Annotated in this window: 23 protein-coding genes; 11 read left to right on the forward strand and 12 right to left on the reverse strand. The window is 29.0% G+C overall.

The genetic code is table 11. The annotated features are described in order from the left end of the window. Positions 1-373 precede the first annotated feature (373 nt). The 12 genes from ACEXNK_RS17075 to rpmH all read right to left on the reverse strand — a co-directional run bounded on the left by ACEXNK_RS17075 (position 374) and on the right by rpmH (position 10,719). Positions 374-1,522: an aminotransferase class V-fold PLP-dependent enzyme gene (locus tag ACEXNK_RS17075; RefSeq protein ID WP_373600158.1), complete on the reverse strand. Its 1,149-nt coding sequence runs from the start codon at positions 1,520-1,522 to the stop codon at positions 374-376. A 15-nt stretch (positions 1,523-1,537) separates the two neighbouring features. Next, positions 1,538-2,416 (reverse strand): ParB/RepB/Spo0J family partition protein, encoded by an 879-nt coding sequence (locus tag ACEXNK_RS17080; protein ID WP_373600159.1) that lies wholly within the window; start codon positions 2,414-2,416, stop codon positions 1,538-1,540. Between the two features lies 1 nt (position 2,417). Beyond that, on the reverse strand, positions 2,418-3,191 hold the full coding sequence (locus ACEXNK_RS17085; RefSeq protein WP_373600160.1) for a ParA family protein: 774 nt from the start codon (positions 3,189-3,191) through the stop codon (positions 2,418-2,420). A 54-nt stretch (positions 3,192-3,245) separates the two neighbouring features. Continuing rightward, complete coding sequence (gene noc / locus ACEXNK_RS17090) at positions 3,246-4,037, reverse strand: nucleoid occlusion protein (RefSeq protein ID WP_373600161.1); 792 nt, start codon at positions 4,035-4,037, stop codon at positions 3,246-3,248. 160 nt (positions 4,038-4,197) lie between these two features. Continuing rightward, positions 4,198-4,917 (reverse strand): 16S rRNA (guanine(527)-N(7))-methyltransferase RsmG, encoded by a 720-nt coding sequence (gene rsmG / locus ACEXNK_RS17095; RefSeq protein ID WP_373600162.1) that lies wholly within the window; start codon positions 4,915-4,917, stop codon positions 4,198-4,200. Continuing rightward, positions 4,910-6,805 (reverse strand): tRNA uridine-5-carboxymethylaminomethyl(34) synthesis enzyme MnmG, encoded by a 1,896-nt coding sequence (gene mnmG, locus ACEXNK_RS17100; RefSeq protein WP_373600163.1) that lies wholly within the window; start codon positions 6,803-6,805, stop codon positions 4,910-4,912. The genes rsmG and mnmG overlap by 8 nt, the downstream gene beginning before the upstream one ends. A 51-nt stretch (positions 6,806-6,856) precedes the next feature. Next, entirely contained in the window at positions 6,857-8,236 is a 1,380-nt protein-coding gene (gene mnmE / locus ACEXNK_RS17105; RefSeq protein WP_373600164.1) for a tRNA uridine-5-carboxymethylaminomethyl(34) synthesis GTPase MnmE, read from the reverse strand. A 230-nt stretch (positions 8,237-8,466) separates the two neighbouring features. Further along, positions 8,467-9,162, reverse strand: coding sequence for an RNA-binding cell elongation regulator Jag/EloR (gene jag, locus ACEXNK_RS17110; RefSeq protein ID WP_373600165.1), 696 nt, complete (start codon positions 9,160-9,162; stop codon positions 8,467-8,469). Next, positions 9,134-9,841 carry a YidC/Oxa1 family membrane protein insertase gene (locus ACEXNK_RS17115; protein WP_373600166.1) on the reverse strand — a complete coding sequence of 236 codons (708 nt, stop codon included), beginning with the start codon at positions 9,839-9,841 and terminating at the stop codon, positions 9,134-9,136. The genes jag and ACEXNK_RS17115 overlap by 29 nt, the downstream gene beginning before the upstream one ends. Positions 9,842-9,882: 41 nt before the next feature. Beyond that, entirely contained in the window at positions 9,883-10,125 is a 243-nt protein-coding gene (gene yidD, locus ACEXNK_RS17120; protein WP_373600180.1) for a membrane protein insertion efficiency factor YidD, read from the reverse strand. 28 nt (positions 10,126-10,153) lie between these two features. Next, complete coding sequence (gene rnpA / locus ACEXNK_RS17125) at positions 10,154-10,501, reverse strand: ribonuclease P protein component (protein WP_373600167.1); 348 nt, start codon at positions 10,499-10,501, stop codon at positions 10,154-10,156. An 83-nt stretch (positions 10,502-10,584) separates the two neighbouring features. After that, entirely contained in the window at positions 10,585-10,719 is a 135-nt protein-coding gene (gene rpmH, locus ACEXNK_RS17130; RefSeq protein WP_021428024.1) for a 50S ribosomal protein L34, read from the reverse strand. Between the two features lie 571 nt (positions 10,720-11,290). Between rpmH and dnaA the strand changes: the two genes are divergently transcribed. The 11 genes from dnaA (at position 11,291) to ACEXNK_RS17185 (ending at position 21,912) form a co-directional block, all read left to right on the forward strand. Continuing rightward, positions 11,291-12,619 (forward strand): chromosomal replication initiator protein DnaA, encoded by a 1,329-nt coding sequence (gene dnaA / locus ACEXNK_RS17135; protein WP_373600168.1) that lies wholly within the window; start codon positions 11,291-11,293, stop codon positions 12,617-12,619. A 242-nt stretch (positions 12,620-12,861) separates the two neighbouring features. Then, positions 12,862-13,971 carry a DNA polymerase III subunit beta gene (dnaN, locus tag ACEXNK_RS17140; protein WP_373600169.1) on the forward strand — a complete coding sequence of 370 codons (1,110 nt, stop codon included), beginning with the start codon at positions 12,862-12,864 and terminating at the stop codon, positions 13,969-13,971. A 133-nt stretch (positions 13,972-14,104) separates the two neighbouring features. Next, complete coding sequence (yaaA, locus tag ACEXNK_RS17145; RefSeq protein WP_373600170.1) at positions 14,105-14,311, forward strand: S4 domain-containing protein YaaA; 207 nt, start codon at positions 14,105-14,107, stop codon at positions 14,309-14,311. A 14-nt stretch (positions 14,312-14,325) separates the two neighbouring features. Further along, a complete protein-coding gene (gene recF, locus ACEXNK_RS17150) occupies positions 14,326-15,444 on the forward strand; it encodes a DNA replication/repair protein RecF (RefSeq protein WP_373600171.1) in 1,119 nt (372 codons plus the stop codon). Then, positions 15,445-17,346: a DNA topoisomerase (ATP-hydrolyzing) subunit B gene (gene gyrB, locus ACEXNK_RS17155; RefSeq protein WP_373600172.1), complete on the forward strand. Its 1,902-nt coding sequence runs from the start codon at positions 15,445-15,447 to the stop codon at positions 17,344-17,346. Positions 17,347-17,364: 18 nt separating this feature from the next. After that, positions 17,365-19,788, forward strand: a complete 2,424-nt coding sequence (gyrA, locus tag ACEXNK_RS17160; protein WP_373600173.1) for a DNA gyrase subunit A — start codon at positions 17,365-17,367, stop codon at positions 19,786-19,788. Between the two features lie 73 nt (positions 19,789-19,861). After that, the gene (locus ACEXNK_RS17165; RefSeq protein ID WP_373600174.1) at positions 19,862-20,143 is read left to right on the forward strand and encodes a YtxH domain-containing protein; all 282 of its coding nucleotides are present in this window, start codon (positions 19,862-19,864) and stop codon (positions 20,141-20,143) included. Further along, positions 20,143-20,400 carry a DUF948 domain-containing protein gene (locus tag ACEXNK_RS17170; protein WP_373600175.1) on the forward strand — a complete coding sequence of 86 codons (258 nt, stop codon included), beginning with the start codon at positions 20,143-20,145 and terminating at the stop codon, positions 20,398-20,400. The genes ACEXNK_RS17165 and ACEXNK_RS17170 overlap by 1 nt, the downstream gene beginning before the upstream one ends. Before the next feature lie 16 nt (positions 20,401-20,416). Continuing rightward, the gene (locus tag ACEXNK_RS17175) at positions 20,417-20,728 is read left to right on the forward strand and encodes an STAS domain-containing protein (RefSeq protein WP_373600176.1); all 312 of its coding nucleotides are present in this window, start codon (positions 20,417-20,419) and stop codon (positions 20,726-20,728) included. Positions 20,729-20,731: 3 nt separating this feature from the next. After that, positions 20,732-21,139 carry an ATP-binding protein gene (locus ACEXNK_RS17180; protein ID WP_373600177.1) on the forward strand — a complete coding sequence of 136 codons (408 nt, stop codon included), beginning with the start codon at positions 20,732-20,734 and terminating at the stop codon, positions 21,137-21,139. Continuing rightward, a complete protein-coding gene (locus ACEXNK_RS17185; RefSeq protein WP_373600178.1) occupies positions 21,139-21,912 on the forward strand; it encodes a SigB/SigF/SigG family RNA polymerase sigma factor in 774 nt (257 codons plus the stop codon). Before ACEXNK_RS17180 ends, ACEXNK_RS17185 begins: the two co-directional genes overlap by 1 nt. Positions 21,913-22,072 lie beyond the last annotated feature (160 nt).

Raw genomic sequence — 22,072 nt, forward strand, 5'->3', positions numbered from 1 at the left:
AATAAAATTATAACTTATATTTATCATAAATACACTAATTTATTTATTTTATATATAATATATTTTATATTTTTATAAATTTTGTTATTTTTTGACATATTTAATTCAATATAATTTCATTAAAATAAAATTTAACTAAAAATTCGCTTCGCTCGAGCCACTACGTGTGTGAACCACTTTATATCGCCAACAACTCCGTCTGTTGCTCAAAATGTCATTTTTTACTCCCACCAGATTTTGAGATTGCTATACTTCATAATTTATCCACAAATATTCGTTAATCATAAATTGCTTAAACGTAAAAAAGTCTGTCTAAAATATACAGATGATAATAATTATATTTTCATCCTATATTCTAAGACAGACTTTATTATTATATATTAAGTTCTTTTTCTATTTCTTTTAAAGCTTCTATTGATTTATCTACTTCTTCTTTTGTGTTAAAGTATCCAAAACTAAATCTTATAGTTCCTTGTATAAGAGTCCCCAGTGTTTCATGCGCTAATGGTGAGCAATGTATTCCAGATCTAGTTGCTATTCCATAAACATCATCTAACATAAATGTTACTTCACCTGAATCTATATTTCCTATATTTACAGATATAACTGCTGCTCTTTTTTTACTGTCTAAAGGTCCATATATTTTTATATTAGGAACTTCTGATAATCTCTCTAGCATGTATGAACATAATTCTTCTTCATGCTTTCTTATTTTATCTATTCCAGTTTCTATTACAAAGTTAACTCCTGCATTTAATCCTGCTATTCCTGGAGTATTATGAGTCCCTGACTCATATCTATCTGGCATCATATTTGGTTGGAATAATTCTTCTGAATTACTACCTGTCCCACCTTCTTTAAGAATATCTAAGGCTAATCCTTCTCTTATATAAAGAATTCCTGTTCCTTGTGGTCCTAATAGACATTTGTGTCCTGGTGCTGCTACCATATCTACATTAATTTTTTGAACATCTACATCATAAACCCCTAGTGTTTGTGATGCATCAACTAAGTATAATATATTATTTTCTTTTGCTATATTTCCTACAGTTTCTATATCAACTAGAGTTCCGCATACATTAGATGCATGTGTAGTAACAATTAGCTTTGTATTTGGTTTTATTGCTTTTTTTATATCCTCAGTGTTTAATTGACCATATTCATCACACTTAACTATTGTGTTTTCTATTCCTTTTTCCTCTAGCGCTTTTATTGGTCTTATTACTGAGTTATGTTCTATACTAGTTGTTATAATATGATCTCCCGATTTAACAACCCCTTTTATAGCTAAGTTTAAAGAATCTGTTGCGTTGTGTGTAAATACTATATTCATTGGATTTGATATATTTAAAAGCTTTGCTATATTTTCTCTACAATCATATATCTCTCTTCCTGCTCTCATAGCTAATTTATGTCCAGCTCTACCAGGATTCGCTCCATAGTTTTCCATACAATCTAAAACAGCATCATAAACTTGTTTTGGTTTTGGAAATGTTGTTGCTGCATTATCTAAATAAATCATATTAAGTCCCCTCTCTTATGCTTCTTGTCCTTCTAGTAATAATGATACTATACTATTTAGGTCTTCGTCATTATAATACTCAATTTCTATTTTTCCTTTTTTCTTCCCTTTTGAAATATTTACTTTTGTTCCAAATATATTTGTTAATCTTTCTTCTACATCTACTATATATATATCCTTTTGTTTTATTTTTTTAGGCTCATCTATATTTTCATCTTCTAAAATTTTCTTTGCTATTTTTTCAGTATCTCTAACAGATAATTCTTCTTCTATTACTCTATTTGCAACTTTAACTTGTAATTCATGATTTGTAATTCTAAGAAGAGCTTTACCATGACCTGGTGTGATTCTATTAGTTTCAACCATAGCCATTACCTCTTTATTTAGATTTAAAAGTCTTAATGTATTAGTTATATGAGGTCTGCTTTTACCAACAGCTTCAGATATTTCTTCTTGTGTAACACTGTAATGATCTATAAGACTTTTATAAGCAATTGCTTCTTCTATCGCATTTAAATCTTCTCTTTGTAAGTTTTCTATAAGAGCAATCTCCATTAAATCTTTCATTGGAATATCTTTTATAACAGCTGGCATTTCTTTTAATTTAGCTTTTTTAGATGCTCTATATCTTCTTTCACCTGCTATTATCATATATTTTCCAGAATCATCTGGTTTTACAACAATTGGTTGAAGAACTCCATAATTCTTTATAGAATTTGATAAAACCTCTATTTTTTCTATATCAAAAACCTTTCTTGGTTGGTCTGGATTTGCGTATATTTTATTTATATCTATATTAACTATATCTTTTGAATCTATCTCTTCTTTTATTGTTGGAATTAAAGCTCCTAATCCCTTTCCTAATCTATTTGAACGTCTCGTAGTTTTTTCCATTCTATATCACATCCTCCTCTAAATCTATAAATTCTTCTGCTAGTTCTAAATATGCTATAGCTCCTTTACATCTCGCATCATAATAAATTACAGGTTTCCCATGACTTGGCGCTTCTGCAAGTCTTACATTTCTAGGTATTAGTGTAGTATATACACTTCCTCTAAAATATTTTTTTACTTCTTCTACAACTTGTATAGATAGATTTGCTCTTCCATCAAACATACTTAAAACTACACCTTGTATTTCCAAGTTAGGATTTAGACTTCTTTTTATTAGCGATATAGTTTCCATTAGTTGGCTAACACCTTCTAATGCATAATATTCACATTGTATCGGTATTAAAACACTATCAACAGCAGTAAGGCAGTTAATAGTTAACATACCTAAAGAAGGAGGACAATCTATAAATATATAATCGTACTTATCTCTTACTTTAGACAATGCTTTTTTTAATATATATTCTCTTTCTTCGATTGTCGTAAACTCTATTTCTGCTCCAGCTAATTCTGTTGCTGAGGCAACTATATCTATATTTTCAAAATCTGTTTTAATTATTGCTTCTTCTATATCATCATTGTTTATTAAAACTTCATAAATAGTACTTTCAACTTCATTTTTTTCTATGCCATATCCACTCGTAGAATTTCCTTGTGGATCTAAATCTAAAACTAAAACTTTCTTACCCATCTTTGCTATACTTGCACTCAAGTTTACATTTGTAGTTGTTTTTCCAACTCCACCTTTTTGGTTAAAAACTGCTACTACTTTTCCCATAAGACTTACCCCCTTTAAGCTTTTAAAAAAAGATTACTGCTAAGCAGTAATCTTTTATTTTTTAGGAATCTTTACAACAACCTCTATATGATCACCTTTATCAACTTCTTTATACTTAGCTTCCAATCCTGTATTAGTTATAGCCTCGTAAGCTTGTTTTATAGTATTAAGGTAAATTCTCATTCCCATTATTCCTTTAACTGTTTGCTTCTTATCTTCACTACCTTTAGGTTGTTTAAGATCTTCTAGTATATCTGCTATTAGCTTTTCTGTTTTTTTAACATTTAAATCTGTTTTTATTACCTTATCTAGAACTTCTCTCATTAGTTCTTCACTTGGCAATTTTAATAAAGCTCTAGCATGTCTTTCTGTTAAGCTATTCTCTACTAACTTTATTTTTATATCTGTAGGTAATCTTAGTATTCTAATTTTATTAGCTATTGTAGATTGATTTTTTCCTAGTTTTTCTGCAAGTTGTTGTTGTGTAAAACCATGCTCTTTTATTAAATTTTCATAGCCCATAGCTTCTTCTATAAAATTCAGATCTTCTCTTTGTAAGTTCTCCAGTAAAGCTAGAACTGCCGAAGATTCATCTGACATATTATTTATTATAACAGGTATAGTATCAAGTCCAGCTAGCTTAGATGCTCTTAGCCTTCTTTCTCCTGCTATTAATTCATATTCATCATTATTTTTTATCCTAACAGTTATAGGCTGTAATATACCATATACCTTTATAGATTCACTTAATTCTTCTAATGCCGATTGTGAAAATACTCTTCTTGGTTGGTATGGATTTGGAACTATATTGTCTATAGGTATCTCCATAACTTTTTTATTTTCCATAACATCCCTCTCTCATCCAAAACTAAATATATTTAAAACACGAAATTACCTTGTTTACTTATGTGTATAATATTTCTTCATTTACTTACATATTCCTTCTAAAATATTTTTTTTAACTGATATTTTAGAAATATTTCTTCGGAAATATTACATTTTAATTCTACTTTATTGGGGTTTTTACTGGTTTTCCAGCTTTTCTAGGATATTTTGCTGGTGTAGAATTTACTTTTTTGAAGACAACTATATTATGTTTTAAATCTATTTCTGGTAGTTCTACATCTATCTTTTCAACAAACTCTAATCCTAATACTTCCATTGCTTTCTTAGACTCTTCAAGTTCTGTATCTGCATTTGGACCTTTTAGGCACACAAAATATCCTCCTACCTTTATAAAAGGTACACAAAACTCCATTAAAATAGGTAACCCTGCAACTGCTCTAGCTGTAGCTATATCATATTGTTCTCTATAGTTTTCATCTTTTCCGAAATCTTCAGCTCTACCATGTATTAGTTCAATATCATCTATATCAATGTTTTTACAAACTTCACTTAAAAAATTTATTCTCTTATTTAAAGAGTCTAAAAGAGTAACTTTTGTATTTCCTAAACATATTCTTAAAGGTAAACCTGGAAAACCAGCACCAGTTCCAACATCTATAATAGACATTCCATCTTTTATATATCCATTTTTAACTGCTGCTACAGAGTCTAAGAAGTGCTTTATATACACTTCTTTTTCCTCTTCTATACCTGTTAAATTCATTTTTTGATTCCATTCAACAAGTATTTCTCTATATACTCTAAACTTATCTATAGTTTTATCTGTACAACTAATCCCTAATTCTTCTATTCCTTTTTTTAATATCTCTGCATTATTCATTCTTATCACCTCTAGATCTTCTTTGTTGTTCAAGGTAAATAAGTAATACTGATATATCTGCTGGAGATACTCCAGATATACGAGATGCTTGTCCAATAGATATTGGCTTTATTGCATCTAGTTTTTGTCTTGCTTCTATTCTTAATCCATCTATAGATGAATAATTTATATCTTCGCTTAACTTTTTATTCTCTAACTTTTTAAATTGATCTATTTGCTTTAATTGCTTATCTATATAACCCTCATATTTAGTCATTATTACACATTGTTCTTTTATAGCATATGGTACATTCTCTCCTGCACCTTTACCTGCTGCTTCTATCATAGCGTAATCAACTTCCGGTCTCTTTAAGAATTCATATAAAGAATATCCAACCTTTATTGGAGATGCTCCTTTTTCTTCTAATAAGTGATTTATTTCTTTAGGAGTAACTCTATCAGTTTTTAATCTTTCTAACTCTTTCTCTATTAATTCTTTTTTCTCTAAATATTTATTATATCTATCTTCTTTTACAAGACCAATGTCATATCCCTTTTGAGTAAGTCTCATATCTGAGTTATCTTGTCTTAAGTACAATCTATACTCACATCTAGATGTCATCATTCTATAAGGTTCATTAGTTCCTTTTGTAACTAAGTCATCTATTAAAACACCTATATATGCTTCTGATCTATCTAATACAAATGGCTCTTTCCCTTGTATCTTTAGTGCTGCATTTATACCTGCTATTAAACCTTGTGATGCAGCTTCTTCATACCCTGAAGTTCCATTAAATTGACCTGCACTAAATAGATTTTCCACACCTTTTATTTCAAGAGTTATTTTTAATTGAGTTGGGTCTATACAATCATATTCTATTGCATAAGCTGGTCTCATTATTTTTGCATTTTCAAGACCTTGTACACTCTTGTACATTTGTATTTGTACTTCATAAGGTAAACTTGTTGATATACCTTGAATGTACATTTCTTTTGTACTTTCTCCTTCTGGTTCTATAAAAATTTGATGAGATTCTTTGTCACTAAATCTTACGATTTTATCTTCTATAGATGGACAGTATCTAGCACCTGTACTTTCTATTTCCCCTGCATACATAGGAGATCTTCCTAAGTTTTTCTTTATAATATCATGTGTCCCTACATTTGTTCTTGTTAAGTAACAAGGTTCTTGTTTTCTATCTAATTCATCATTTAAGAACGAGAATGGAGTTATACGTTCGTCTCCTTCTTGTATATCCATAACAGAAAAATCTATACTGTCTCTATGAATTCTAGCTGGCGTTCCTGTTTTGAATCTTCTCATTCTTAATCCTAAATCTACTAATTTATCTGTTAAGAATTTACTATACCCTAAGGCATTAGGTCCTTCATTAAATGAAACTTCACCCATATATATTCTAGAGTTTAAGTAAACTCCAGTTGCTAATATAACAGCTTTGGCATTGTATTTACATCCTAGTTTTGTAACTACTCCAGTAACAACATTTCCTTCACTTAGTATATCTACAACTTCATCCATAACTATCTCTATATTTGGTTCATCTTCTAAAGTCTTTTTCATCTCTTCATGATATCTTGTCTTGTCCGCTTGAGCTCTTAAAGAATGTACAGCTGGACCTTTAGCTGTGTTTAACATTCTACTTTGTATAAATGTCTTATCTATATTAATACCCATTTGTCCGCCTAGAGCATCTATCTCTTTTACTAATTGTCCTTTACCTGTTCCTCCTATAGATGGGTTACATGGTAATAGTGCTATAGAATCTAAAGAAAGAGTTATAACTAAAGTTTTATGACCCATTCTTGCAGTTGCTAATGCTGCTTCACATCCTGCATGCCCTGCTCCAACTACTATAACGTCATAATTTCCTGCATCAAAATTTAACATATTTTCTCCTTTCATAATAAATACTTATGTTTCACGAAAAACATATACTATTTATTTTCCTATACAGAAGTTACTAAATATTGTATCTAGTAAGTCTTCCGTTACTGTGTCTCCATTTATATATCCTAGGTAATCCCATATATTTTTGAAATCAACTTCTATAAAGTCTAATGGCATATATGAGTCTATTGCCATTATAGCATCTGATATAGATTGCTTAGCTTTATAAAGTGCATCTTTATGTCTAGAGTTTGTTACTACTAAATCCGATGAATTTCTTATCGTACCTGAGAATACCATATCTTCTATTTTATCATGTATCTTTTCTATACCCTCATTTTGTAATGCTGATATATTTATTATATTTTTTTCATCTATATATTCTTTTACTTTTTCTATATCTATAACTTGATTTAAATCTGTTTTATTTAATAAAACTATAGTCTTGTTAGGTTGTACAGATTCTAATATTTCAACATCTTCTGATTCTAATTCTCTTGAAGAATCTAACACTATTATTGATAAATCAGCTGTATTAAAGAATTCTTTTGATTTTTCAACACCTATTTTTTCAACTACATCTTCCGTTTCTCTTATACCAGCTGTATCAACTATTTTTAAAGGTATACCTTTTATGTTTACAAACTCTTCTATTACATCTCTAGTTGTTCCTGGTATATCAGTTACTATCGCTCTATTTTCTCCTAATACAGCATTTAATAATGATGACTTACCTACATTTGGCTTACCTACTATTACAGTCTTTAATCCATCTCTAAGTATTTTACCACTTTCAGCTGTATCATATAGTCTATTTATCTCTTTTTGTAATTCTAATGATTTTTCTTTTAAAGTATTATATGTTATATGTTCAACGTCTTCATCTGGAAAATCTATAGAAACAGTTATTTGAGCTAACATTTCCGTTATATTATATCTTAACTCTTTTATTTTTTTAGATAAAGATCCTTCTAATTGAGATTGAGCTACTGTATGAGCCATATCAGTTTTTGCATTTATAACATCTATTATTGCTTCAGCTTGTGCTAAGTCTATTCTACCATTTAAGAAAGCTCTTTTTGTAAATTCACCTTGCTCTGCTAATCTAACATCTTTAGATAAAACTAATTCCAATATTTTCTTTACTGAAATAAATCCTCCGTGACAATTTATCTCTATAACATCCTCTGTAGTATATGAATTTGGTCCCTTCATGTAAGCTACTAAAACTTCATCTATTATTTTATCTCCATCAGCTATATGCCCATATACCAAAGTTCTAGTGTTATACTCTTCTATCTTTTTTCCTGATACTGATTTGAATATATCATTTGCTACTTGAAGTGATTTTTCTCCACTTATTCTTATTATTCCGATTCCACCTTCACCAGGAGCTGTTGCTATCGCAGCTATAGTATCATCTATAAACAACCCTCTCACCTCTTTATCTAATATTTTTATATACAAACTAGTCAAAGTAATATTTTATCATTTTATGGCCTATTTTGTAATAATATCTAGTCTTTTTTTTACAAATTGCAATTAATTTAATAATATCTATATCAAAGTATGTCTATCTACTTTAAATTATTTCCTTAATCTAACTATTATATATAATTTTTTTCAAAAATAAAACCCCCTATATATTAGGAGGCATGCCTTTATTTTTTATATTCTATTACAAGTCTTCTATATGGATCGACACCTTCACTATGAGTTTTTACAAACTTATCATTTTGAAGTGTTGAGTGAATAATTCTTCTCTCATATGGATTCATATAATCTAACTTTTTAGTTCTTCTTGTTTTTGCAACTTCTCTCGCTACTTTATTGGCATATCTTATTAAAGATTCTTCCCTTTTAGATCTATAATTTTCTATATCCACAAGAATTTTACAATGAGAATCTTTATTTGCTTTGTTTAATGCTAAACCTGCTAAAAATTGAATAGAATCTAACGTCTCTCCTCTTCTTCCAATTAAACAAGCTGCATCTTTTCCTACAATGTTAATTTTTATAACATTCTTTTCTTTTTTTACATCAACATCAGCTTTTATTTTTAAGTTATTTATTATGTTTAGTATAAATGCTTTAGCTATGTCTACTTCTGTTGACTTTTTAATTGGCTCTTCAACCTTTATATCAACTTCTATTAGTTCTTCTTTTATCAATTCTTCTTTTTCTTTTAAAGTTACTTTGTATACGCCATCTTTATTTCCTATTAGACCTAAGAAACCTTTTACTGGCTCTTTTATAACTTCAATTTCAATGTCATCTCTATCTACGCTAAACTGTCCTAAAGCTTTTGATATTGCTTCATCAATATTTTTACTTCTTATTTCTAGGCTTTGTTTCATTTGCTACACCCTCCCCAGAATTAGCAAGTTTAGCTTTTAATGGATTCATTATTAAGTAATATTGAGCTAATTGGAATAAGTTACTTACAGTCCAGTATAATGCAAGACCTGCTGGGAAACTTATACCCCACCATACCATCATAGCTGACATAAAATATGTCATAAACTTCATAGATCCTTGTTGTTGATCTTTAGGTATAGTTAACATTTGAGTTATAAATGTTGTAGCCCCTGCTAATATTGCTATTATTAATGTTTTATCTGGTGATGATAATGAAGGCATCCATAAAAAACCTGTATCCGCAGCTCTTTGAGCAGCTTCATTAGCGAAAACACCATATGCAACTGGATTTCTTAATACATTATAAAGACCTATTAATATAGGAAATTGTATTAATAATGGTAAACATCCTGCCATAGGATTTACTTTAGCTTCTTGGTATACTTTCATTATTTCCTGATTTTGTTTTTCCGGTTTATTTTTATATTTTTCTTGTATTTCTTTTATCTTAGGCTGTATGTCTTGCATAGCCTTCATAGACTTCGTTTGCTTTATAGTTAGTGGTAATAATACTACCTTTACAACTACAGTGAATAAAACGATTGCTAAACCATAATTATTTGCAAATTCTAGTATAAACTTAAGAACCTGTCCTAATAAGTTACTAATTAAATTCAATTTTAGTACCTCCTAAAGTGTCTTTGTTTTCACTTTTAAAATTATTTTAGAGGATCATATCCTCCAGGATGGAAAGGGTGACACTTTAATATTCTTCTTATAGCTAAATAAGACCCTTTTAGTGCACCATATTTTTTTAAGGCTTCTATTGCATACTGAGAGCAAGTAGGATAAAACCTACATGTAGGTCCTTTTAAAGGAGATATGTATTTTTGATAAAACCTTACTATATATATACAAACCTTAGTCAAATATAGATTTATAGTTTTAAGTAAGTGCTTCAGTTTATTCAATTTTATCCCCCATATCCTTTTAAAGTTCATTAAGTTTAGCTTTTTTTACTAAATTTTTAACTGATTTCTCTATATCTTCATACTCAGTATCTTTACTAGCTACTCTAGCTATGAACACCAAATCATATCCTTCTTTTATATGCCCATCACAGTTTAACCTAAAACATTCTCTTATTCTTCTTCTTACTTTATTTCTAACAGTAGCTTTCCCTACTTTCTTAGAAACAGAAAATCCTACTCTATTAAAGTCTGATTTATTATCCAGTATATACATTACTAAGTATTTATTTGCAAAAGATTTGCCGTGTTTGTATACTTTTCTAAAATCAGAGTCTTTTCTTATACCTTTAGTATTCTTGAAATCCATACTAAATCCTCCTAAAACACAGCTTAAAATTTATAATTTTTTACACAAAAAGGCCACTTTTCAGCAGCCCTTTTTTAAAAAAATTAATGAGTTAATCTCTTTCTTCCTTTAGCTCTTCTTCTCTTAAGAACATTTTTTCCATTAGAAGTTTTCATTCTCTTTCTAAATCCATGTTCTTTCTTTCTTTGTCTTTTCTTTGGCTGATAAGTTCTTTTCATTTTTTGCACCGCCTTTCAAGATTGTTTTTCCGTTTATAAAAATAATAACTTTACCCTCAAAGTAAGCATAACACGTACAATTATAAATCCTTTTAAGCGGCTTGTCAATGTATTTTTGACCTAGTTTTATCAATACTTCTACAATTAATATATACGTTAATTTTGTTAACTTTTTTATCAACATATGGTTAATTTTGTGGATAAAATCATCATAAATTATTGAAGTTTAGCATATATTCTGATATTATTAATATACTTGTTGATAATGTTCATAAAACTTATTAACATATAAAATTTATTCACAAGTTGTGGATAAAATTGTGCATAACTTACAACGTAAAAGATAATAATCTTGTTATAAACTATATTTTCGTTATTATTAATATTATTTATAACTTTATATACATATTGTTTATATTTTTTATAAATTATACACGTTTTTTTATTTTTTACAAATTATCCACATATTTATCCATATTTTTTTTGCATAAAATTATATTTTTAAAATAAATCATAAATTTGTTAATAACTTTGTGGAAAATGTTAATTATTTCGTTCGGAGGTTTAAATTATGGATATAGTTTCTTTATGGGATAAGACATTACAACTTATCAAAGGTGAATTATCACCTCCAAGTTTTAATGCTTTTTTTAAACAAATAAAGCCACTACAAATACAATCAAATACTATCATCCTTTTAGTTCCTAATGATTTTACAAAAGGAATACTAGAAGATAGATACTTAACTTTAATAGAAAGCTCTGTAAATCAACTTTCTTTAAAAAAATATGACATCAAATTCGTTTTAAGTGAAAATGAAGTTAAAGGTTTAGATAAAGACCAAACTATAGAAGAAGATAAAAAATCTAAGAAAAATTATCCTAATCTAAATCCTAAATACACTTTCGACACATTTGTCATAGGAAATAGTAATCGTTTTGCACATGCAGCTTGTGTAGCTGTTGCTGAAGCTCCTGCTAGAGCTTATAATCCATTATTTTTATACGGTGGAGTAGGACTTGGAAAAACACATCTTATGCATGCAATTGGTCACCATATAATGGAACAAAAAAAAGATCCTAAAGTAGTTTATGTATCATCTGAAAAATTTACAAATGAGCTTATAAACTCTATAAAAGATGATAGAAATGAAGAATTTAGGAATAAATACAGAAATGTAGACGTTCTTTTAATAGATGATATTCAGTTTATAGCAGGGAAAGAAAGAACCCAAGAAGAGTTTTTCCATACATTTAACTCATTACATGAGGCTAATAAGCAAATAATAATTTCTAGTGATAGACCGCCTAAAGAAATACCTACTTTAGAAGATAGACTTCGTTCAAGATTTGAAATGGGTCTAATAACAGATATTCAGGCTCCTGACTTTGAAACAAGAATGGCTATACTTAGAAAAAAAGCTCAAATGGAAGATATAGATGTTCCTAATGAGGTTACTGTTTATATAGCAAAAAACATAAAGTCAAATATTAGGGAATTAGAAGGAGCTTTAACTAGAGTTGTAGCATATAGTTCTTTAACTAATAGAACTATATCTTTTGAATTAGCTTCTGAAGCCTTAAAAGATATTATAACAACTTCAAAACATGAAGAAATTACTGTAAATAGAATAAAAGAAAAGGTAGCTTCTATTTTTCCTGTAAAAATGGAAGATTTCAATTCTAAGAAAAGAACAAGATCAATTTCTTATCCAAGACAAATAGCAATGTATTTATCTCGTGAACTTACAGATTTATCACTTCCTAAAATAGGTGAAGAATTCGGAGGAAGAGATCATACAACTGTTATTCATGCCCACGATAAAATATCTAAGGATATAGAAAATGACGAAGATTTTAAAGAGAAAATAAATAAAATTATATTAGATTTAAAAGGGTAAAATTATACACAATACATATGTGGATATACTCTTAATTAAATGTGCATATGTTTTTTATCCAAAAATATATACATATTATTCTACAAAAACACACAAAGATATTAACATTTTTTACACATGTTGATATCTTTGTATTTATTTTGATTGAGATGGTTATCCACATTATCAACAGCACCTACTATTATTACTACTAATTTTTTTAATTTATTTTTGTATATAATCACTTAAGGAGGTTATCCACAATGAAGATAATTTGTAATCAAAAAGTACTTGCACATAAAATAGGAATTGTACAAAAAGCTATTAATGGAAAAACTACATTAGAACTTTTAAAAGGTATTTTATTAACAGCTAAAAATGAAATTGTTACCTTAACTGGATATGATTTAGAAATAGGTATTGATACTTATGCACAAGCAGAGGTTATAGAAGAGGGAGAAATAGTAATAAATGCTCGTCTTTTTGGGGATATTATAAGAAAGTTACCAGATACATTTGTTGAAATAGAAACAGATTCAGATAACAATGTATACATAAATTGTTTAAATTCAAGATTTAAAATAAAGGGAGATTCAGCAACTGAGTATCCAAGACTTCCAGAGGTAAACAAAAATGAACTATATGATATACCTCAAGATTTACTTAAAAATATGATCAAGCAAACAGTATTTGCAATCTCTCAAGATCAAACAAAACCAATATTAATGGGGGAATTACTTGAAATTGTAAATGGAAATATAAGCTTAGTTGCAATCGATGGATATAGATTAGCTGTAAGAGCTAGCTCTATAGAAAATGTAACTGATGATATAAAAGTTATAATTCCAGGAAAAACACTTCATGATGTAAATGGATTACTTTCATCTGAAGATGATTCTATAAAAATAGGATTTGATGAAAAAAATGCAATATTTATAATCAATGAAACTAAGATTATAACTAGATTATTAGAAGGTGAATTTATAGATTATAAGAAACTACTTCCAAGAGAGTATGGAGTAAGAGCAAAAGTTAATACTAAGGAATTATTAAACAGTATAGAAAGAGCATCTTTATTATCTCAATCAGAGAAAAACAATTTAATAAAACTATCAATTAGAGATAATTCAATGGCTATAACATCAAACACTGAAAGAGGAAATGTCTATGAAGAAGTAGGAATAGAATTAGAAGGTGATTATTTAGATATAGCATTTAACTCTAGATATTTCTTAGATGCGTTAAAAGTAATAGATAGTGAAGAAATATTTATAGAATTTACAACAAATGTTAATCCATGTATTATAAAGCCAACAGATGGAACTAAATATACTTACTTGCTACTTCCTGTAAGAATATCATCTAATATATAATTAAAAAGTAAACCCAACTGAAAAAGTTGGGTTTTTATGATATAATATATTTTTAAATATATGTTAACAATTAATAAGAGAGTATAAGAAATTTATTTAATATATATTTGATATAATAAAAGGAGGAAGATAAATGATTGAAATCACTATAGATTCTGAATTCATAAAATTAGATCAATTTTTGAAATTAGCAGATATAGCATCTACAGGTGGACATGCTAAATTCTTAATACAAGAAGGTCTAGTTAAGGTTAACGGAGAAATAGAAACTAGAAGAGGTAAAAAATTAAGATCTAATGATGTTATAGATGTAGAAGGTAATAAAATAAAGATACTATAAAAGGGGTGCCCTTTGTGTATTTAAAAGGAATAAATTTAATCAACTTTAGAAACTATGAAGCTTTGTATTTAGAGTTTAACCCCAAAATAAATTTACTCATAGGTAAAAATGGACAAGGAAAAACAAATATTGTAGAAGCCATATATTTATTGTCATTTGGAAAATCTTTTAGAACAAATAAAGATAAAGAAATGATTAAATTTGGATGTGAAAATTTATACATAGGTGGAAACTTTATAAAACATGACAGGAATAGTCTAATAGAAATAGGAATTGGCAAAAATAACAAAAAAGGAATAAAAATTAATAAAATAAATATAGAAAAACTATATGAATTATTAGGAAATCTAAACGTTGTTATTTTCTCTCCTGAGGATTTAAGGTTAGTAAAAGAAGGACCTAAAGAACGAAGGGTATTTATTGATAAAGAGATAAGCCAAATTACTCCTAAGTATTTCAATTATCTTACAAATTATAATAAAATTTTATTTCAACGAAATAAATTATTAAAAAGTAATTATGTAGATATAAACTTAGTTGAAGTTTATGATGAAAGTTTAGCAAGATACGGAAGTTATATATATATACTGAGAAGAGACTTTATCAAAAAAATTGCTTCTATATCTAGTAAAATGCATAAAAAACTTACAAATGAGTTAGAAGATTTATCAATAAAGTATAAAAATCAGATAAATATTACTGATGAGGATACAATTGAATCAGCTTATGAAAAGTTTATGACGAAGCTCGTAGAAGGTCGTCAGCATGATATAGAAACTAGAACTACAAGATATGGAATCCATAAAGATGATTTATTAATATGCATAAATGATTTAGATGTGAGACTTTATGGATCACAGGGTCAACAAAGAACAGCTTCTATTTCATTAAAACTTTCAGAAATAGAATTAATAAATAATGAAGTAGGAGAGTATCCTATTTTATTATTAGACGATATTTTTAGTGAATTAGATGAGACAAGACAAAAGCTATTAGTAGATAATCTAGATAAAGTTCAAATGTTTATAACAACAGCAGAAGCTTCTCATAAAAAAATATTTGATAGTGAGAATACTACTATTTTCAATATTGAAAAAGGAAATGTAATTAGTATAGAGAATGGAGGGAACTAGATGAAACAAGAATATGGTGCAAGTCAGATACAGGTGCTAGAAGGACTAGAACCTGTTAGAAAAAGACCAGGTATGTATATAGGTTCTACTGGACCTAGAGGGTTACATCATTTAGTTTATGAAGTCGTGGATAACAGTATAGACGAAGCTCTAGCTGGATATTGTTCAGACATATATGTTTCTATAAATGAAGATGGAAGCATATTAGTAAGAGATAATGGTAGAGGTATTCCAGTAGAAGTTCATCCTAAGACTGGGAAATCAACACTAGAAACAGTTTTAACAGTACTTCATGCTGGAGGAAAATTTGGTGGTGGAGGCTATAAAGTTTCTGGAGGTCTTCACGGAGTAGGTATTTCTGTAGTTAACGCATTATCAGAGTGGTTAGTTGCAGAAGTTCACCATGGTGGAAAAATCTATAGCCAAAGATATGAAAAAGGAGTTGCAACTTCAGAGATAAAAGTTGTTGGAGAAACTAAAATAACAGGAACTACAATAACTTTCAAACCAGATGCTACTATATTTGACGAAGTTGAATATAAGTACGAGACATTAGAGCATAGATTAAGAGAATTAGCATTCTTAAATAAAGGTGTTAATATTGTTCTAGAAGATAAGAGAGAAGAAAAAGAAAAAATAAAAAAATTCCATTATGAGGGTGGCTTAAGAGAATTTGTTAAGCATCTAAATAAAACAAAAACAGGAATTCATGATGATATAGTGTATATAGAGAAAAAAGTAAAGGACTATATGGTAGAAGTCGCTTTACAATATACTGATGGATATACAGAGAACATATATTCTTTCGCTAATAATATAAATACACATGAAGGTGGTACTCATCTAAGTGGATTTAAGACAGCTATGACTAAAGTTGTAAATGAATATTCTAGAAAGAATAATATACTAAAAGAAAAAGATTCAAATCTTTTAGGAGAAGATATAAGAGAAGGACTTACAGCTGTTGTTTCTGTTAAGCTTCCAGAACCTCAATTTGAAGGACAAACTAAGACTAAATTAGGAAACACTGCTATGAGAGGTGTCGTAGATAGCGTAACTGTAGAAGAAATAGGTTCATTCTTAGAAGAAAATCCAACAACTGCTAGAATTATAGTAGATAAAGCTTTAAGAGCTCAAAGAGCGAGAGAAGCAGCTAAAAAAGCAAGAGAGTTAACAAGAAGAAAGAGTGTACTTGAAAGTACGTCTTTACCAGGTAAGTTAGCCGATTGTGCTGAAAAGGATCCTGAAAAAAGTGAAATATTCTTAGTCGAAGGGGATTCTGCCGGTGGTTCTGCTAAGCAAGGTAGAGATAGACACTCTCAAGCTATATTACCATTAAGAGGTAAAATACTTAATGTCGAGAAGTCTAGATTAGATAAGATATTATCTTCAGACGAAATAAGAAATATGATAACAGCATTTGGATGTAGTGTAGGGGATGACTTTGATTTAGAAAAAGTTAGATACCATAAAATAGTAATAATGACCGATGCCGACGTAGATGGTGCTCACATTAGAACTTTACTACTTACATTCTTCTTTAGATATATGAGACCTTTAATAGAGAATGGATATGTGTATATAGCTCAACCACCTCTATACAAAGTTAAAAAACAAAAGAAAGAACATTATGTTTACTCAGATAAAGAGTTAAATGTTTTATTAGAGCAACTTGGAAGAACTGGAGTAGAACTTCAAAGATACAAAGGTCTTGGAGAGATGAACGCAGAACAACTTTGGGAAACAACTATGAATCCTGAAACAAGAACTTTATTACAAGTATCAATAGAAGATGCATCTATAGCAGATGAGGTATTCTCTATGCTTATGGGTGATAAAGTAGCTCCAAGAAAAGAATTTATAGAAGAAAATGCAAGATACGTTAGAAACTTAGATATATAGGAGAGGGGATAAGTATCAATGGAAGAAAATAATAGAATACTCCCTATTGAAATAGGCGAAGAGATGAAAAATTCGTATATTGATTATGCGATGAGTGTTATAGCTGGACGTGCTCTTCCTGATGTAAGAGATGGACTTAAACCAGTTCATAGAAGAATATTATACTCAATGAATGAGTTAAACTTAACTCCTGATAAGCCGTACAGAAAGTCTGCTCGTATTGTCGGGGACGTTCTAGGAAAGTATCATCCACATGGAGATAGTGCTGTTTACCTAGCAATGGTAAGAATGGCGCAAGATTTCTCAACTAGAGGACTTCTAGTTGATGGTCATGGTAACTTTGGATCTATAGATGGAGACTCTCCAGCCGCAATGCGTTATACAGAGGCAAGAATGAGTAAGTTAGCTCTTGAATTATTAAGAGATATAGACAAAGAAACTGTAGACTATGGACCAAACTTTGACGAATCGCTAAAAGAGCCATTAGTATTACCATCAAGGTTCCCTAACTTATTAGTTAATGGATCTAATGGTATAGCCGTAGGTATGGCGACATCTATACCACCTCACAATTTAGGAGAAGTAATAGATGCAACTATACACCTTATAGATAATGAGGAGTGCAGTGTAGAAGATTTAATACAATTTATACAAGGACCAGACTTCCCTACAGCAGCTATAATAATGGGTAAAGAAAATATAGCTGAAGCATATAGAACAGGTAGAGGAAGAGTTAAAGTTAGAGCTAGAGCTTACATAGAAGAGTTAGCAAAAGGAAAGCAACAGATAGTTGTTACTGAAATACCATATCAAGTAAATAAGGCTAAATTAGTTGAGAAGATAGCTGAACTAGTTAAAGATAAAAAAGTAGAAGGTATATCAGACCTAAGAGATGAGAGTAACAGAAATGGTATGAGAATAGTTATAGAGCTTAAGAGAGATGCTAATGCAAATATAGTATTAAATAAGTTATATAAACATTCACAAATGGAAGATACTTTCAGTGTAATAATGCTAGCTTTAGTTAATGGAGAACCTAAAGTATTAAACTTAAAGCAAGTATTATATTACTATGTAAAACATCAAAAAGATGTAGTTACAAGAAGAACTAAGTTTGATTTAAATAAAGCAGAAGCAAGAGCTCATGTATTAGAAGGATTAAGAATAGCATTAGATAACCTAGATGAAGTTATAAAACTTATAAGAGCTTCTAAGACTACTCAAGAAGCTAAGGATGGATTAATGAATAGATTCAATCTTTCAGAAATACAATCTCAAGCTATACTTGATATGAGGCTACAAAGACTTACAGGATTAGAAAGAGATAAGATTGAAGCTGAATATGAAGAACTTTTAAAGAAAATAAATAGATTAAGAGAAATATTAAGTAACGAAAGATTACTTATGAATGTTATAAAACAAGAACTAACAATAATAAAAGAGAATTATGCTGATGAAAGAAGAACAGAAATAAGACATGCTGAAGGCGAGATAGACATGAGAGACCTTATAGAAAATGAAGAGGTTGCTGTAACTCTTACTCACTTCGGATATATAAAGAGAATGCCTATAGACACTTATAAGAGTCAAAATAGAGGTGGAAGAGGTATATCAGCACTTACTACAAGAGAAGAAGATTTCATAAAAGAGTTGATAACTACTCATACACATAGTAGATTATTATTCTTCACAAACAAAGGTAGAGTTTATAGATTAAATGCATATGAAATACCAGAAGCTAAGAGACAAGCTAAAGGTACTGCTATAGTAAACCTACTACAACTAAATAGTGATGAAAAAATAGCTACTATGATATCTATAGATGATTCTACTGAAGAGCAATACTTATTATTATCTACTAAAAACGGAATAGTTAAAAAGACTAAGCGTGAAGAATTTAAAAACATAAATAAGTCAGGGCTAATAGCAATAGGTTTAAGAGAAGATGATGAACTTATTGGAGTTAGAGTAACTAATGGAGAAGAAGAAGTTATATTAGTTACAAAAGATGGTATGTCTATAAGATTTGATGAAAATGATATAAGACATATGGGTAGAACTGCTATGGGTGTAAAAGGTATTTCTTTAAATAAAAATGATAAAGTTGTATCTATGAATCTTTGCAGCGAAGGTACTGAATTATTAGTTGTTAGTGGAAATGGATTTGGAAAAAGAACATCTATTGAAGAATATAGAGCTCAAATAAGAGCTGGAAAAGGTATAAAGACTTATAATATAACAGATAAAACAGGAGAAATTGTCGGAGCTCAAATGGTAAGTGAAGATGATGAGATGATGATAATAAACTCAAATGGTGTATTAATAAGACTTAGGGTAAATGAAATATCTTTATTCGGAAGAGTAACTAGTGGTGTTAAACTGATGAAGACTGACGACGAAGTAAATGTAGTTTCAATTGCTAAGATAGAGGCAGAAGAATAGGGTATAATAACCCTATTCTTTTTGTATAATTATATATATAATGTTTATAGGAATAAGAAAGGAGATATATTTTATGAGTAAGAATAAAGGTAGATATTTTTTACTAGGTTCAATAATAGGGTTTTTATTAGGTTTATTCTTAGCGCCTAAAAAGGGATCAGAACTAAGAAAAGAAGCTAAAGAAAAAATGGATGAAATAAAAGAAAATCCAAGAGAAGTTTTAGATGGAACAATACAAAATGTGAAAGATAAAATTAACAATATAGTTGACGACTGTGATATCAATGATATAAACATAGTTGAAGATGAGATAATAATAAGTAAGACTTTTGATGAAGAGGGAGATAGTATATAATGGATGCATTGGGATGGCAAATAGGCGCAGTTTTATTTGGTGTATCAGTCTTAATAATTGCAATATACTTAGCCAAACTAATAAATAGTACGACAAAAGTTGTTGAAAAAGCATACAAAATAGTAGATTATAATGAAAGACACATACATGAAACTATAGAAAATGTTGCAGCAATCACAAAAAGTACAGAAGATATTGTTAGCTTAGCTAGTGGAGTAAGCAATGTAACAAAAGTATTTAAGTTTTTTAGAAAGTAATCAAGGAGGTACAGTTATGTCTGTAAATATAGAATCAAGACTAGATGATAATTTTTGGAATGTAGGAATCAATGGAGAGTTAGATGTAGCAGCAGCGGATAAAGTAAAAGAACACTTAAATGGCTTAGTAGAAGAGCAAGCTGTAGATATGAAAATAGATTTTTCTAACTTAGAGTACATAGATTCAACAGGTTTAGGAGCACTTATAGGAGTTCTTAAGAGATTAAAAATAAATGAAAAGGATATATATATATTAAATGCTAGAAAAAATGTAAAAAAAATATTTAGCATAACAGGTTTAGATAAAATATTTAAAGTGGAGGGATAAGTTTTGGCTTTAGAAACGATAAAAATGGAAGTTACAGCTAATCCAGAATATGTAAGCATCATAAGATTAACAGTTTCTGGGATAGCAAATAAAATAGGTTTTTCTTTAGATGATATAGAAGATATAAAGGTAGCAGTATCAGAGGCATGTACAAATGCAATAAAACATAGTTTAGATGAAAAGTTTTTAGTTCAATTTTCAGTGTTAGATAATGCAATAACTATAGAAGTTGAGGATAGAGGAACAGGATATGACGTTGAGTCATTACAAGAGCCAGATTTAACAAACCCTAAAGAAAGTGGATTAGGATTATTTATAATAAAGACACTAATGGATGAAGTTAGCACTACATCTAATAGTACTGAGGGGACAAGAGTTAAAATGACTAAATATTTAGGAGTTGGTATTTAATGAGGAATGTAGCTAATGCTACAAGCTATATGGATATGGAAACTAAAGAATTGTTTAATATATATAGCAAGGAGAAAAATGTAGAAATAAGAAATATTCTTATAGAAAGACATATGTATTTAGCTAATATATTAGCTAAAAAGTATATAAACAAAGGTGTTGAATATGATGATATATACCAAGTTGCATCATTAGCACTAATATATGCTATAGATAGATATGATATAGAAAAAGGATATGAGTTTTCAAGTTTCGCTACACCGACAATAATAGGTGAAATAAAAAAATACTTTAGAGATAAAGTATGGACAGTAAAAGTTCCAAGAAGAATACAGGAATTAAGCAAAAAAATAAGTGAAGCTAAATTATTTTTAGAACAAAAGTATAAGAGAAGTCCTAAAGCTATAGATATAGCAAATCATTTAGGGTGCACAGAAGAAGAAGTTCTAGAGGCCATAGAAGCTTCATATGGATATCAACCAATGTCACTAGATACATCTAGTAATGATGATTCAGATGATAAAGAAATAACGCTAAAAGATAAAGTTGGACAAGAAGAAACTAGCTTTGGAAATATAGAAAATAAGGATTTTATAAATAAATTTATTGAAACTTTAAATGAATTAGAAGTTAAAATATTTAAAGATAGATTTTTCCAAGATAAAACTCAATCTGTTATAGCCAAAGAATTAGAGATATCACAAATGACTGTATCTAGGCTAGAAAGAAAGATTATAGAAAAATTAAAGAAAGAATATGAAAAGAATTTATAAAAAATAAAAAAACTTTTTAAAAAGTGTTGACTTATTGTTTAAAAGATAGTATAGTATTACTTGTCCTTAAGAAAAGGGCAAACAAATGAACTTTGAAAATTAAACAGTAGGTTAATTATAAAAATTCTTTTTAAAGAATTAAACAACAAACAACCAAGCC

The organism is Paraclostridium bifermentans, assembly GCF_964259345.1.
Taxonomy (GTDB): domain Bacteria; phylum Bacillota; class Clostridia; order Peptostreptococcales; family Peptostreptococcaceae; genus Paraclostridium; species Paraclostridium bifermentans_B.